Genomic DNA, 12,740 nt, shown 5'->3' with positions numbered 1-12,740 from the left:
GACGAATGGTTCCTGTGCGACGATGCAGCTGGGGAATTTCCGGCGGGCGGCTGTTCGTCGCCACGCTACGCCCTACGGTGACGTCTGTCAGCGTTCCGCAGTGACACCTGTCAGTGCCTCGGGTGGATGCCCTGTCAGGCCGTCCCGGAGAGCCCCTCGCGGGCCGCAGGCGACGGCTGATCCGATGCCGCCCCGAGTTGCGCGGAACGGCGCTTCGCAGCGTCGAGCGCCTCGTAGAAGGCCGTACGCAGGCCTCCACGCTCGAGTTCGCGGATCGCGGCCGCCGTGGTGCCACCCGGCGAGGTGACCGCGGCGCGCAGGTCGGCAGCGTTGTCCCCCGAGCGCGTGAGCATCGCGGCCGAGCCGGTCATCGTCTGCACCACCAGATCGGTGGCCACCGCCCGCGTCAGGCCGAGCGAGACACCGGCGTCGATCATCGCCTCCGCGACGAGAAAGAAATATGCGGGCCCGGATCCGGAAACCGCGGTTACCGCGTCGATCTGCGCCTCCGGGACCACCGAGACCGTTCCCACGCTCGCGAGGATCTCGCGGACCGTGTCGAGATGCTGCTGCTTGACGTACCGACCGGCGGACAGCACGCTCGCGCCCTCCCCGACGAGCATCGGGGTGTTCGGCATCACGCGCACGACAGGGAAGCCGGCCGGGAGCTTGGTCTCGTAGCGGACCGTCGGGATGCCCGCGGCAAGCGACACCAGGATCTGCTCGTCGTCGTTCCCGGCGTCGACCGCCGCGAGGGCGGTGACGACGACGTCCACGTCGTTGGGCTTGACGGCCACGACCACCACGTCGGCGCCTTCCGCGGCGTCGGAGGTGCTGTCGGTGACCCGGATCGAGTAGGCCCGGGACAATTCCTCACGCCGTTCCTCGAACTTCTCGGCGACCACGAGATCCTTGGTCGCGAAGCCGTTCTTCAGCAGACCCGAGATCAGCGCCTCGCCGATCCTGCCGCCACCGATCACTGCGATTCTCGTCATGGGGACAGCCTGCCACGACCGTCCGTGCGGCCTACACCACGGTCACCGCCTGTCGGGACCTACCGCGTTCGGGCGTATCAGCGCGGCATCATGGCCAGCTGACGCGATTGCACGACCACCTGGCCGGTCGAGTCGACGACGGTGTGGTCCTCCTCGAACCAGGTGCTGCCGAGCACGCTGCTCTCGGCGATGACCCGCAGCCATCCCGGAGCCGGAACCCGCCGCAGATAGGCGGTGAGTTGCACCGTCGGCGCCCAGCCGAAACGGCCGAGGTTCATCGCGACGGGAGCCGACACGTCGCCGCACATGAGCGCGAACAGCACCGAGGTGTCGACGTCGGCCTCGTCGCCCGGCGACGGCCGCGTCCACATCGACACGAGCGGTTCGCCCTGCTGCCCGTCGAGGAAACGCGCGGTGGCGGAGTCGATCCGGAGGTGGGAGGTGGCGGCGAACTTCACGATCTGCCCCATGGGGTGCTCGGGGGTGACGAGCACCGACTCGGCCGGCGGGTCGGCGGGCATCGTGGTCGCGCGGTGCGGCACCGTGTGGAAGGGCTCCTCGGTATCCGGCGTGCCGAGGGTGACACTCGCCCGCACCGCCACACGCCCGGCCTGGGACAGTTCGACGTCCACAAGGGCGATCTGCTTGCCCTGCTTGCGTAGGACGGTGGTGAGTTCGACGTCGCCGGGGTCGGGCGCGGCGACGAACGAGGCACTCACGGCGAGGGGCTGGGTGAGCGGGTCCACGCCGGCGTCGAGCACCGACCTGCGCGCCGCGGACGCGCAGACCGCGAGCATGCATCCGCCGTGCACCTTGGGCCCGATGGTCCACACCGGATCGATGTGCGCCTGCCAGGGCGCCGTGCCATCCGGGTGCTCTCCCGGCATCCGGGTGACCGAGGTCAGGTCGAGGAAGGGCTGGTCGGTGAGGGTCACTGCTGCTCCTGGTCGTCGTTCGGGGCCGGATCGGCGCCGGTCGTGGGGGGTCCACCGGACCCGAACATGCGGGCGGCGAGATGCTGGTGGGCCAACCGGCGCATGGCCGTGAGGACCGGTTCGTACAGGGCGGTCCCGAGCACGGCCGCTTCCACGGTGGCTTCCCGGGAGTGCGTCGGCAGCAGTTCGAGGTCGAGTTCGGCGATGGCGCGGACGTGACGGCCGTAGGCGTCGATCCGGCGGTCGTCCATCCGCAGGCCGGCGGCTTCGAGTGCCGCGAGCGCGTGTTCGAGTTGCGCCACGGCCGCGAACCGTGGGTCGTAGATCTGGCCGAGGCGTTCGAGCAGGTGGCGGGCGCGGGGATAGCCGGGACCGGCCGAGTCCTCGACGTAGGGTGGCAGCGCGGCGATGGCGTGGCCGAGTTCGACGAAGAGGTCGTCGCGGGGATTGTCGACGAGATCCACGACGGTCTTGATCTTCTCGAGGGGCAGACCCTGCGCGGCGAGTGACCGGACCAGACCCATGCGCCGCACGTGCCGGTCGTCGTAGGTCGCCGAGGTGACGCTCGTCGCCACGCCCGGCATGAGCAGCCCCTCGCGCAGGTAGTACTTCGCCGTCGGCAGCGGTATGCCGCAACGCTCGGCGAGTTCCGAGATACGCACCGATCACCTCCGCTCCTCGACACCGGATACTACAACTATCCAGTATTGGATAGTTGTAGTATCCAGTCACGGAGTACCGGCCGAGGAGGCCCTCATGCATCCGCTCGTGACCATCGTTCTCGGGAGCACCGTGCTCACCGTCGCAGGCATCGCCTTCGGAGGCACCTTCCTGCTACGCGTCGCCTCGGGCGGCGTACCCACCAACGACCTGCAGAAGACGTTCTTCCGTGCCGGTCACGCCCACGCTGGAGTACTCGTCACCCTCGGGCTGCTCATCGCCGTTCTCACGCACGTCGTGGGCGCATCACCCGGTTGGTCGGCGGCCGGCGCCATCGCCGTGCTCGTCGCCGCGATCCTGATCCCGGCAGGCTTCTTCCTGTCGGTGCTCGGGCCCGATCCGACGCGGCCCGACCGGATGTTCGCGGCGGTCCGGCTCGGCGCCGTCTCCCTCACCGCGGGCGTGCTGATCTCAGGCGTCGCCGTGCTCGCCGCCGGAATCGCTGCCCTCTGAGGCGGGGACGCGCGCGATGTCCGTGTGCCGGGGACTCTCGGGGCCGGCGGTGATCGCGCGCGTCGCCGAGCGATCCAGGTGCGTGCGAGCGAAGGCCAGCGAACGCGCCAGCATCCCGGCGCGCTCCGCACGCGTCCGTGCGCTCTGGGTGCTGATCTCGAGCACCACGTGCCCGCCGAAGTCGCTCGCGGCGAGCCGGCGGCACACGTCCGCACACGGCTGCGTGCCCGTTCCCGGGACGAGGTGTTCGTCGAGCGAGGAGCCCCGGCCGTCGGCGAGATGGAGGTGGGCGAGCCCCTCCCCCATCCGATCCGCGAGCGCGAGGGCGTCGGCCCCCGCGGTCGCGGTGTGCGACAGGTCGAGCGTGTAGTGCGCGAAACCGGTGTCGGTGGGGTCGAGCGACGGGCTGTAGGCCGAGACCGCGCGGCCGGGACCGCGCCGGCGCAGACGTTCGGCGCCGCGATCACGACCGCCGAAGACGACGTCGGCCCTCATCGGGTACATGTTCTCGACCGCGAGCACCACGTGGCTGTCGGCCTCGAGCGCCGCGACCTGGTCGGAGAATCCCTCCGCATAGCGACGCTGCCACCGGAAGGGCGGATGGACCACGACGGTCTCCGCACCGAGGATCTCGGCGACACGCACCGAACGGTCGAGCTTGGCGGCGGGATCGGATCCCCACACGCGCTGCGAGATCAGCAGACACGGCACGTGCACGGCGAGCACCGGCACGCCGTACTCGCGGACCAGACGCTCCACCGAGGTGGGGTCCTGGCTCACCGGTTCGGCCCACACCATCAGCTCGACCCCGTCGAAACCGAGATCGGCCGCGAAGCGGAACGCCGCTTCGGTGTTCTCCGGATAGACCGAAGCGGTGGACAGCCCTACCCGGATTCCCTGCGCGGTCGGCATCGGCTCACCCGGGCAGCAGGAACAACAGCGGCCCGAAGGCCACGAATGCTCCCACCGCGAGCGCGATGAGCTGACTCGTGATGTCGTCGGTGCGCCGCAGGACACGCACCAGCGCGACCAGGCCCACGATCACCAGCAGCGCGAGCGCGAAGGCGACCCACGGCATGAGGTCCCACAACCGCTCGAAGCCCTTGAAGAGCAATCCGCCCGCGACGATCGCGGCGACGCTCTCGCCGATCAGCAACGCCCATTGCTTGAGGCCACTGCCCTGCTCCGCGTCGGCGGACTCGTCGTCCGCACTCTTCCGTGCCGAGTCGTCGGCGGCGTCGGACGTCGCCTTCCCACCCTTGCCGCGGGACTTCCGCGACCGCGACGATGCCACTCCCTTCGAAGCGTCGGGCGCGGCACCCGCAGCACCGATGGTGTCGGTCGAGTCGTCGGCGTCGGAACCGGTGCCCTGCAGGTCGCTGGCGGGGCCGGACAGTAGTCGCGGTTCGGCGACGTCGGCCTTGCGCACCGACACCGCCGGGACGCTCGCCTTCTCGGACTTCTTGTCCGCCTTCTTGTCGGCGACCGCTGCTCCTTCACCGGACTGCGAGCCGGGCGCTGCCGCTCCGAGATGCGCCCGCGCGCGCCGGGGAAGCGCCTCGGGACGGATGACCTCGGTCGGCGACTCGATCTTGGGCGGCGCCGCCTTGGACGCTGCCTTCGTCGATGCGGCCGTCTTCGACACCGTGTCCGTCTTCGACACCGTGTCCGTCTTCGACACCGTGTCCGTCTTCGACACTTCATCCGCGGCTGCAGGCACCTTCGCCGCCGGGCCGGACGGCGCCTTCGCAGTGGGTGGTGTTTTCGCGGCAGGCGGCGTCTTCGTGACGGCAGGCGTGCTCGTTCCGGTCTTCACCGGCGGCGTCTTCGTCTCGACGGCAACCCGCGGGGTCACGGTGGTCTTCTCGATGTCGGACAGCGCGAAGGTCGCCGCCTTCGGCGTCTCTAGCTTCGGGGTCTCGACCTTGCGTGGCGCCGGGACGGCCTTCGGCGGGGTCTCCGCCTCGACAGCAGCCGTCGAGGACGACGAATCCGCCTGCCCGGCAGCGCTTTCCGCATCGGTCGGGGTATTCCGCTCGACCTTGCTGTCTGCGCGGGTGATCGGGATCTCACCCGTCAGTTCAGCGACGGAGATGCCGCCGCTCGCACCTCGTCGGCGTCGTCCCCCGGCCCGTGTTCCCACCTTCTGGCCGTTACGCGCCAACAGCTCGGCCACGGAGATCTGCCCCGTGTCGTTGCTGCGATTCTCGCTCATCCGGTTGCCACCACCAGTTCGCCACCCATATCCGTATCGAGCTTCCGAAGAATCAGGCCTTCGCGCAACGCCCACGGGCAGATCTGCAGCGTCTCCACTCCGAGGGCACGCATGCTCGCCTCCGCGACGAGGGCGCCGGCGACGAGTTGCTCGGACCGGTCCGAGCTGACGCCTTCGAGTTCTGCGCGGTCGGCCGTGGTCATCCGGGAGATGAAGGCGATGAGCTGGCGCAGTCCGCTGGCCGTCAGGGTCCGTTGTACCCGCAGGCCGGCGGACGAGGGGGCCGCGCCGGTCAGGCGGGCGAGGGTCCGGAAGGTCTTGGAGGTGCCCACACACAGGTCGGGGTCGCCCGCGTTGCGTATGGCCTTCGCCGGCTCGGCGAGTTCGGCGTCGAGCCAGTCGCGCAGCGCCGAGATCCGGCGCTTGCCGGGCGGGTCCTCACGGAACCAGTCGCGGGTGAGCCGTCCCGCACCGAGCTGGAGCGAGTAGGCGATCTCGGGGTCCTCGTCGCCACCGAAGGTGAGCTCGAGCGATCCACCGCCGATGTCGAGGTCGAGGATGTTTCCGGCGCTCCAGCCGTACCAGCGGCGCACCGCGAGGAAGGTCAGCCGCGCCTCGTCCTCGCCGGAGAGCACGTCCAGCGACACCCCGGCCTCCCGGCGCACCCGCTCGAGGACGGCCTCGGAGTTGCCGGCGTCGCGCACCGCGGACGTCGCGAACGCCATGAGCTCGCCGCATCCCGAGGTGCGGGCGATGCTGGCGAATTCGGCGGCGGTCTCGACGAGCCGATCGGCGCCGTTGGAGGTGATGTCGCCGTTGTCGTCCATGTTCTCGGACAGCCGCAGCGTGGCCTTCGTCGAACTCATCGGCGTGGGGTGCCCACCACGATGGGCGTCCACCACCAACAGGTGAACGGTGTTGCTTCCGACGTCGAGTACCCCTAAGCGCACATCAATACGGTACTGGGTCTACCGTCGGGACCTGTGACAGCAGGTATGTCCCATGCCCCACACAAACTCGACCCGGCCCCGGAAGTCCCTCTCGACTTTCCTCGGGAATGGGTGGAGTTCACCGACCCCGACAACGACGAACACGTCATCGCCGCAGACATGACATGGCTGCTCTCGCGGTGGACCTGCGTGTTCGGCACTCCGGCGTGCCAGGGCATCATCGCCGAGCGACCCGACGACGGGTGCTGCTCGCACGGTGCGTTCCTGTCCGACGACGACGATCGCCAGAAGCTGGCGAAGGCAGTGAAACACCTCACGCCGGCCGATTGGCAGTTCATGGACAAGGGCCTGGGCAAGAAGGGCTACCTCGAAGAGGACGAGATCGACGACGAGCCCGCCCTGCGCACCCGCCGCTACAAGGGTGCGTGCATCTTCCTGAACCGTCCCGGATTCGAGGGCGGCCAGGGCTGTGCCCTCCACACCATGGCGTTGCGACGCGGCATCGAACCGCTCGAGATGAAGCCGGACGTATGCTGGCAGCTCCCGATCCGCCGCACCCAGGACTGGGTCGAGCGTCCCGACGGCACCGAGATCCTGCGCACGGTCATCACCGAGTACGACCGACGCGGCTGGGGTGAGGGTGGGCACGACCTCGACTGGTACTGCTCGGGCTCTCCCGACGCGCACGTCGGCGAGCGTCCGGTCTGGCAGTCGTACGCCCCCGAGCTCACCGAACTCCTCGGTGCGGCGGCCTACGACGAGCTCGCGCGCCTGTGCCGGCGACGCCAGGGACTGGGTCTGATCGCGATCCATCCCGCGACGTCGGCAGCACAGGCGGGCTCCGATGCCGGCTCCGATCAGGCCTCGAGCTTGTAACCCAGACCGCGCACCGTCACGAGGTGACGCGGCTTGGCCGGATCCTCCTCGATCTTCGAGCGCAGACGCTTGACGTGGACGTCGAGGGTCTTGGTGTCGCCGACGTAGTCGGCGCCCCACACCCGGTCGATGAGCTGTCCGCGGGTGAGCACCCGCCCGGAGTTCCGCAGGAGATATTCGAGCAGGTCGAATTCCTTGAGCGGCATGGCAACCGGCTCACCGTTGACGTGCACGACGTGACGGTCGACGTCCATCCGCACGGGTCCGGCCTCGAGCAGTCCGTCGTCCGCCGCTACCTCGCTCTCGGTGTCGGCCCCGCGCCGCAGGACCGCACGGATCCGGGCGATGAGTTCACGCGCCGAGTACGGCTTGGTGACGTAGTCGTCGGCGCCGAGTTCGAGCCCGACGACCTTGTCGATCTCACTGTCGCGAGCGGTGACCATGATGACCGGCACACCCGAGCGGGTCCGCAACTGCTTGCACACGTCGGTGCCGCTCATCCCGGGGAGCATCAGGTCGAGCAGGACGATGTCGGCGCCCTCCCGGTCGAACTCGGCGAGGGCCGAGGGGCCGTCGCCGGCGATGGTCGTCTCGAACCCCTCCTTCCGCAGCAGGAAGGCGAGCGGATCCGCCAACGATTCCTCGTCCTCGACGATCAGCACACGCGTCACGAGCTGGTCCTCCGTCTGTTTCTCGATATCCGTCCGCCCGGGAACCCGGGTGGGGTCTGCGTCACGATCCGACCACCTTCTCGGTGCGGTCGGCGGTGTGGTTCTCGTCGTCCTCGGCGTCCTCGACGTGGGCCGGGACGAGGAGGGTGAAGGTGGAGCCGGTACCGGGCTTGCTCCACAGGGTGATCTCGCCGTGATGGTTCGCAGCGACGTGCTTGACGATGGCCAGCCCGAGGCCGGTGCCTCCGGTGGCCCGCGACCGGGCCTTGTCGACGCGGAAGAAGCGCTCGAAGACCCGCTCCTGGTCCTCCTTGGCGATACCGATCCCCCGGTCGGTGACGGCCATAGCGACCTTGCCGTCGCGCAGCGACCTGCTGATGGTCACCGGTGAGCCGGCCGGGGAGTAGGCGATCGCGTTCTCGATGAGGTTGGTGAGGGCGCTGACGAGCAGCGTTCGGTCGCCGAGGATCTCGAGACCGCTCGGCCGGTCGGTGCTGATGGTGATCGAGGCGTTCTCGGCGGTCAGGCGCGTGCGGTCGAGAGCCTCGTCGACGACGTCGTCGACGTCCACGACCTCGAGATCGGGCAGTTTCTCGGCACCCTGGAGCTTCGAGAGGGCGATCAGTTCGGTCACCATGTTGCCGAGGCGCGTCGCCTCGCGTTGGACCCGTTCGCCGAAGTGGCGGACGGTCTCGGGATCGTCGACGGATTCGAGCAGCGCCTCCGCGAGCAACGCCATCGCGCCGACGGGGGTCTTCAGTTCGTGGCTGATGTTGGCCACGAAATCGCGCCGGGTGGCCTCCATGCGGACGTGCTCGGAGTCGTCGAAGGCGTAGAGCACGACGAAGCGCGGATCCTGGTCGAGCAGCAGCCGGACGGTGCAGCGCACCGCGACGGGCTCGCGGCCGAGCAATGCCTTCGCGCCCAGGTCGAGTTCGATCGGCTTCCTCTTCTCGAGCACCTGGCAGGCGGCCGCCCAGGCCCGGTCGTCGATCTGCCGGTTGCGAACGAGGCCGAGTTCCTCGGCGCGCGGGTTCGACAGGACGACGTCGTGGAACTTGTCGACCACCGCGATACCGGTCGACGCCCCGTGCACGACCCGGTCGAGCACGTCGAACATCGTGAGGTCGGCTTGGTCGCTACCGTGGGCCCGGCGCTGCACCAGCCTCCCGGCGGCGACGGTGACGATCCCGCCGAGGACCGCTGCGACCACGGCCAGCAACACGGCCTGCGTAACACTCACACTTCGAATCGTAATGACACCGGTACCCCACCGAACAGCGGGTCGACGGCATTTCCCGCACGTCACACCCCATTTTTCGGATGTTGGAGTGTTGTTCACCCTTTGTTCGCCCAGAACGGACCACTCTGCGACGGACCTGCACGAACGAACCGACCCCGTCACCGAACGGCAACGGGGTCGGATCTCGCTTCCGTGAGGCTGCTACTTGGCGCCCTGGTTCGCGACCGCCGCCGCACCGGCAGCTGCGGCCTCGGGGTCGAGATAGGTGCCACCCGGGTTCAGCGGGCGCAGGTTCTCGTCGAGGTCGTAGCGCAGCGGGATGCCCGTCGGAATGTTCAGGCCCGCGATGTCGTCGTCGGAGATCCCGTCGAGGTGCTTGACGAGCGCGCGCAACGAGTTGCCGTGCGCGGTGACGAGCACGGTCTTGCCCGCGAGCAGGTCCTGGGAGATCGTCGACTCCCAGTACGGGATCAAACGGGCGACGACGTCCTTCAGGCACTCCGTGAGGGGAACCTCGTCGACGTCGGCGTAGCGCGGGTCGGCGTCCTGGCTGTACTTCGAACCCGGCTCGATCGGCGGCGGCGGGGTGTCGTAGCTGCGACGCCACAGCATGAACTGCTCCTCGCCGAACTCGTCCTTGATCTCGGACTTGTTCTTGCCCTGGAGCGCGCCGTAGTGGCGTTCGTTGAGACGCCAGTCGCGGATGACGGGGATCCAGTGCCGGTCGGCGGCGTCGAGCGCGAAGTTGGCGGTGCTGATCGCGCGGCGCAGCAGGGAGGTGTAGGAGACGTCGGGAAGCACATTGTGCTCGGCGAGGAGGGCACCGGCCCGCTTGCCCTCGGCGATCCCCTTGTCGGTCAGATGCACGTCCACCCAGCCGGTGAACAGGTTCATCGCATTCCATTCGCTCTCGCCGTGGCGGAGCAGAACAAGTGTTCCGATAGTCATGACCCAATCCTGACATGCACGGATGGGGATTTCGCCACGGGCGCCCCCGATCGTGGGCCATATCTGACAATGTACGTTGCCAGGAACGCGGGAGTCGGCGCCGCGCACCACAGTTCGTCGTCACCGACACACACGGGATTCGATGTCACACCGGGGTCCGCAGCCACACCGGGGTCCGCAGCCCGACGGACGCATGTCCCGCCGCACCGTCCTCACCGCCCTCGGCGCGCTCGGCGCGCTCGGCGCGCTCGGCGCGCTCGGGGCCGCAGCCCTGCCGGTCACGGCGGGCGCACAGCCGAGCCGCCGCGCACCGGCGGTGCACTCCGGCGGACGCCGGGTCGCGATCCTCGGCGGCGGGATGGCCGGACCGGCCGCCGCGCACGAGTTGATCGGACGCGGCTTCGAGGTCACCGTCTTCGAGCCGACCGCGCTCGGCGGCAAGGCGCGCAGCATCCCCTCCCCCGGCACCGCGGCAGGCGGCCGCCTCGATCTGCCCGGGACGGGCGCGATCGACGAGAACGACATCGCCTCGTGGTTCCTCGATCCCGGCGTGAAGTGGGGAGCCGGTGGCGTCACCAACGACACCCGCTGCTCATCAACACCGCGGGGTCGCTCGCGAACCGGCCCGAGGCACACACCGCGATCCCGAACCTGTTCCTCGCGGGCGACTACGTCCGCAACGACATCGACCTCGCGACGATGGAGAGCGCGAACGAATCGGCGCGGGTGGCGGTGGGTGCGTTGCTCCAGACTGCGGGCTCCCCCGCCGCACCGCCGGCACTGTACAAGTTGCACGAACCGCCCGAACTGGAACCCTTGCGGCGCATCAACGCCGACCGGTACCGAGCGGGACAACCGCACATGCTCGCCTGATCGGGCAGGGTCCTCCACGGCCCGAGAGGTCGAGGCCCGGCGGTTCCGTAGCAGGGGCCGGACAGCGGCATCCCCGGGAGACACACGATCTCCCGGGGATCCACACGTCGCCGGTGCGCCCGTCAGGCGTTCAGGGCGCGCAGATCCTTCCGAAGAATCTTGCCCGCAGAGGATTTCGGCACCGTGTCGATGAACTCGACCTGGCGGACCTTCTTGTGCGGCGCGACCCGCGCGGCCACGAAGTCGATGACCTCGTCCTCGTCGATCGTCGAATCCGGCTGCCGGACGACGAAGGCCTTCGGGACCTCCTCGCCCTCGTCGTCGCGGACGCCGATCACCGCGGCGTCGGCGATCTGCGGGTGCGTGAGCAGCAGAGCCTCGAGCTCGGCCGGCGGCACCTGGTAGCCCTTGTACTTGATGAGTTCCTTGAGCCTGTCGACGATCCGGACGGCACCTTTCCCGTCGACCGTGGCGATGTCGCCGGTGTGGAGGAAGCCGTCATCGTCGAGGGTGTCGGCCGTGGCCTCGGGATTGCCGAGATAACCGACCATGACGTTCGGCCCCTTGCACCACAGTTCGCCGGGCGCCGAAACGCCGTCGCCGGTGGGATATTCGACTTCCTCACCGGTCGCGGGATCGACGATCTTACATTCCATGTTCGCGATCGTCGGACCCACCGAATCGAGTTCGGTCTCGTTGTCCTCGAAGGGAATTGCGTGCGACACGGGCGACATCTCCGACATGCCGTATCCCTGCCGGACGTTGCAGCCCAGGCGCTTCACGACGGATCCGGCGAGTTCCTTGTCGAGCGGTGCGGCACCGGAGAAGACCGTGTGCACGCTCGACAGGTCGTACTGGTCGACGAGGGGGTGCTTGGCGAGCGCGACCGCGACCGGCGGCGCGATGAACACGTACGTGCACTTGTGTTCCGAGATGTAGGTGAGGAAGTCGACGAGGTCGAACTTCGGCATCGTCACCAGCGACGCGCGGTTGTACAGCGCGGCGTTCAGCAGCACCGTCATGCCGTAGATGTGGAAGAACGGCAGCAGTGCGAGCACGCGGTCGTCGGCGGCGATACCCATCCGCGGGGTGATCTGGCAGACGTTCGCGACGAGATTACGGTGCGTGAGCATCACGCCCTTGGGCCGGCCGGTCGTGCCCGAGGAATACGGCAGTACCGCGAGGTGGGTGGCCGGATCGAATTCGACCGCGGGAGCCGGTGACCCCTCGGTGAGCACGTCGCGCAGGGACGGATGGCCCTCGGCCCCGTCGAGCACGAAGAGCAGCTCATCGGGGATCCCGGCGGCCGCGGCGGCCTCCTTCGCCTGCGGCAGGAACGGGGACACCGTGAACAGTGCCACGGCCCCCGAGTCGTCGAGCTGCTTCGAGATCTCCCCGGCCGTGTAGAGAGCGTTGATCGTGGTCGCGGTGGCGCCGGACCTCAGGATGCCGTGGAAGACCGAGGCGAAGGCCGGCACGTTGGGTGCGAGCAGCCCGACGACCTTCCCCACACCGATGCCCCGGGCGGCCAGCGCTCCGGCGACGGCGTCGATGTGGGCCACGAGCGTGCGGTAGTCCGTCACCGTGCCGGACGCGCCGTCGATCAGCGCGGGTCGATCGAGCTCGGACTCGTCGAGCGAACCGAACAGGAAGTCGTAGACACTCGATGCCGGGATGTCCACGTCGGGAAAGGGACTGCGGAAACTCATTACTCATCCTCCGAGGATTCTGCTGGCACGCCGTGCCGACTTTCGGTCGAGTTCACACTACCGCAGCGGCTATGAAGCCCGTCACACACGCTGTGTGGGGATTGCGAGGATACCGTTCCCGGCGCGATTCCCCTGCCGGAAAGCACGAACCC

The 12,740-nt window shown here is 68.9% G+C and carries 14 protein-coding genes and 1 pseudogene; 4 read left to right on the top strand and 11 right to left on the bottom strand.

All coding sequences use genetic code 11. The annotated features are described in order from the left end of the window. Positions 1 to 134: 134 nt before the first annotated feature. The 3 genes from proC to NVV99_RS19085 all read right to left on the bottom strand — a co-directional run bounded on the left by proC (position 135) and on the right by NVV99_RS19085 (position 2,592). On the bottom strand, positions 135 to 995 hold the full coding sequence (proC, locus tag NVV99_RS19095) for a pyrroline-5-carboxylate reductase (RefSeq protein WP_024101725.1): 861 nt from the start codon (positions 993 to 995) through the stop codon (positions 135 to 137). A gap of 77 nt (positions 996 to 1,072) precedes the next feature. Next, positions 1,073 to 1,882, bottom strand: coding sequence for a thioesterase family protein (locus NVV99_RS19090; protein WP_051424933.1), 810 nt, complete (start codon positions 1,880 to 1,882; stop codon positions 1,073 to 1,075). Positions 1,883 to 1,926: 44 nt separating this feature from the next. Then, positions 1,927 to 2,592 carry a MerR family transcriptional regulator gene (locus NVV99_RS19085; protein ID WP_024101727.1) on the bottom strand — a complete coding sequence of 222 codons (666 nt, stop codon included), beginning with the start codon at positions 2,590 to 2,592 and terminating at the stop codon, positions 1,927 to 1,929. 94 nt (positions 2,593 to 2,686) lie between these two features. Between NVV99_RS19085 and NVV99_RS19080 the strand changes: the two genes are divergently transcribed. Further along, positions 2,687 to 3,103, top strand: coding sequence for a hypothetical protein (locus tag NVV99_RS19080; RefSeq protein WP_024101728.1), 417 nt, complete (start codon positions 2,687 to 2,689; stop codon positions 3,101 to 3,103). Here the strand turns inward: NVV99_RS19080 and NVV99_RS19075 are convergent. Genes NVV99_RS19075 through NVV99_RS19065 form a run of 3 tightly spaced genes read right to left on the bottom strand, consistent with a single transcriptional unit; the run spans position 3,062 to position 6,268 of the window. Beyond that, positions 3,062 to 4,015, bottom strand: coding sequence for a sugar phosphate isomerase/epimerase (locus tag NVV99_RS19075; RefSeq protein WP_019291195.1), 954 nt, complete (start codon positions 4,013 to 4,015; stop codon positions 3,062 to 3,064). The two genes, NVV99_RS19080 and NVV99_RS19075, sit on opposite strands and share 42 nt — an antisense overlap. A gap of 4 nt (positions 4,016 to 4,019) precedes the next feature. Further along, a complete protein-coding gene (locus NVV99_RS19070) occupies positions 4,020 to 5,318 on the bottom strand; it encodes a hypothetical protein (RefSeq protein WP_024101730.1) in 1,299 nt (432 codons plus the stop codon). Then, a complete protein-coding gene (locus NVV99_RS19065; protein ID WP_024101731.1) occupies positions 5,315 to 6,268 on the bottom strand; it encodes a Ppx/GppA phosphatase family protein in 954 nt (317 codons plus the stop codon). Before NVV99_RS19065 ends, NVV99_RS19070 begins: the two co-directional genes overlap by 4 nt. 45 nt (positions 6,269 to 6,313) lie before the next feature. Here NVV99_RS19065 and NVV99_RS19060 point away from each other — a divergent pair, with 45 nt between their 5' ends. Then, complete coding sequence (locus tag NVV99_RS19060) at positions 6,314 to 7,144, top strand: hypothetical protein (protein WP_024101732.1); 831 nt, start codon at positions 6,314 to 6,316, stop codon at positions 7,142 to 7,144. Here the strand turns inward: NVV99_RS19060 and NVV99_RS19055 are convergent. The 4 genes from NVV99_RS19055 to NVV99_RS19040 form a co-directional block, all read right to left on the bottom strand. Beyond that, positions 7,126 to 7,815 (bottom strand): response regulator transcription factor, encoded by a 690-nt coding sequence (locus NVV99_RS19055; RefSeq protein ID WP_006552355.1) that lies wholly within the window; start codon positions 7,813 to 7,815, stop codon positions 7,126 to 7,128. The genes NVV99_RS19060 and NVV99_RS19055 overlap by 19 nt on opposite strands. 61 nt (positions 7,816 to 7,876) lie before the next feature. Then, positions 7,877 to 9,058: a cell wall metabolism sensor histidine kinase WalK gene (locus NVV99_RS19050; RefSeq protein ID WP_024101733.1), complete on the bottom strand. Its 1,182-nt coding sequence runs from the start codon at positions 9,056 to 9,058 to the stop codon at positions 7,877 to 7,879. Between the two features lie 201 nt (positions 9,059 to 9,259). After that, a complete protein-coding gene (locus tag NVV99_RS19045) occupies positions 9,260 to 10,006 on the bottom strand; it encodes a phosphoglyceromutase (RefSeq protein ID WP_019291191.1) in 747 nt (248 codons plus the stop codon). A 145-nt stretch (positions 10,007 to 10,151) separates the two neighbouring features. Further along, positions 10,152 to 10,388, bottom strand: a complete 237-nt coding sequence (locus NVV99_RS19040; protein ID WP_255029078.1) for a hypothetical protein — start codon at positions 10,386 to 10,388, stop codon at positions 10,152 to 10,154. On the opposite strand from NVV99_RS19040, the pseudogene NVV99_RS19035 reads away from it, so the two are divergent. Together NVV99_RS19035 and NVV99_RS19030 are read left to right on the top strand one after the other, a co-directional pair. After that, positions 10,365 to 10,439 (top strand): annotated as a pseudogene (locus NVV99_RS19035) (hypothetical protein); the annotation flags it as partial. The gene NVV99_RS19040 and the pseudogene NVV99_RS19035 sit on opposite strands and share 24 nt — an antisense overlap. A 98-nt stretch (positions 10,440 to 10,537) precedes the next feature. After that, positions 10,538 to 10,879, top strand: coding sequence for an FAD-dependent oxidoreductase (locus NVV99_RS19030; RefSeq protein ID WP_313906254.1), 342 nt, complete (start codon positions 10,538 to 10,540; stop codon positions 10,877 to 10,879). A 122-nt stretch (positions 10,880 to 11,001) separates the two neighbouring features. Here the strand turns inward: NVV99_RS19030 and NVV99_RS19025 are convergent, their stop codons facing one another. After that, the gene (locus NVV99_RS19025; protein WP_024101736.1) at positions 11,002 to 12,588 is read right to left on the bottom strand and encodes an AMP-binding protein; all 1,587 of its coding nucleotides are present in this window, start codon (positions 12,586 to 12,588) and stop codon (positions 11,002 to 11,004) included. Between the last annotated feature and the right edge of the window lie 152 nt (positions 12,589 to 12,740).

Source organism: Rhodococcus sp. PAE-6, from assembly GCF_025290685.1.
GTDB lineage: Bacteria > Actinomycetota > Actinomycetes > Mycobacteriales > Mycobacteriaceae > Rhodococcus > Rhodococcus pyridinivorans.
The sequence above is the reverse complement of the archived record's forward strand: the minus strand, read 5'-3'. Positions and strand labels throughout refer to the sequence as shown.

Bases quoted from the DNA above. Each gene is read 5' to 3' on its own strand.
- proC (WP_024101725.1), bottom strand. From the start codon at position 995: ATGACGAGAATCGCAGTGATCGGTGGCGGCAGGATCGGCGAGGCGCTG.
- NVV99_RS19090 (WP_051424933.1), bottom strand. From the start codon at position 1,882: ATGCCGGGAGAGCACCCGGATGGCACGGCGCCCTGGCAGGCGCACATC.
- NVV99_RS19080 (WP_024101728.1), top strand. From the start codon at position 2,687: ATGCATCCGCTCGTGACCATCGTTCTCGGGAGCACCGTGCTCACCGTC.
- NVV99_RS19075 (WP_019291195.1), bottom strand. From the start codon at position 4,015: ATGCCGACCGCGCAGGGAATCCGGGTAGGGCTGTCCACCGCTTCGGTC.
- NVV99_RS19070 (WP_024101730.1), bottom strand. From the start codon at position 5,318: ATGAGCGAGAATCGCAGCAACGACACGGGGCAGATCTCCGTGGCCGAG.
- NVV99_RS19060 (WP_024101732.1), top strand. From the start codon at position 6,314: ATGTCCCATGCCCCACACAAACTCGACCCGGCCCCGGAAGTCCCTCTC.
- NVV99_RS19045 (WP_019291191.1), bottom strand. From the start codon at position 10,006: ATGACTATCGGAACACTTGTTCTGCTCCGCCACGGCGAGAGCGAATGG.
- NVV99_RS19025 (WP_024101736.1), bottom strand. From the start codon at position 12,588: ATGAGTTTCCGCAGTCCCTTTCCCGACGTGGACATCCCGGCATCGAGT.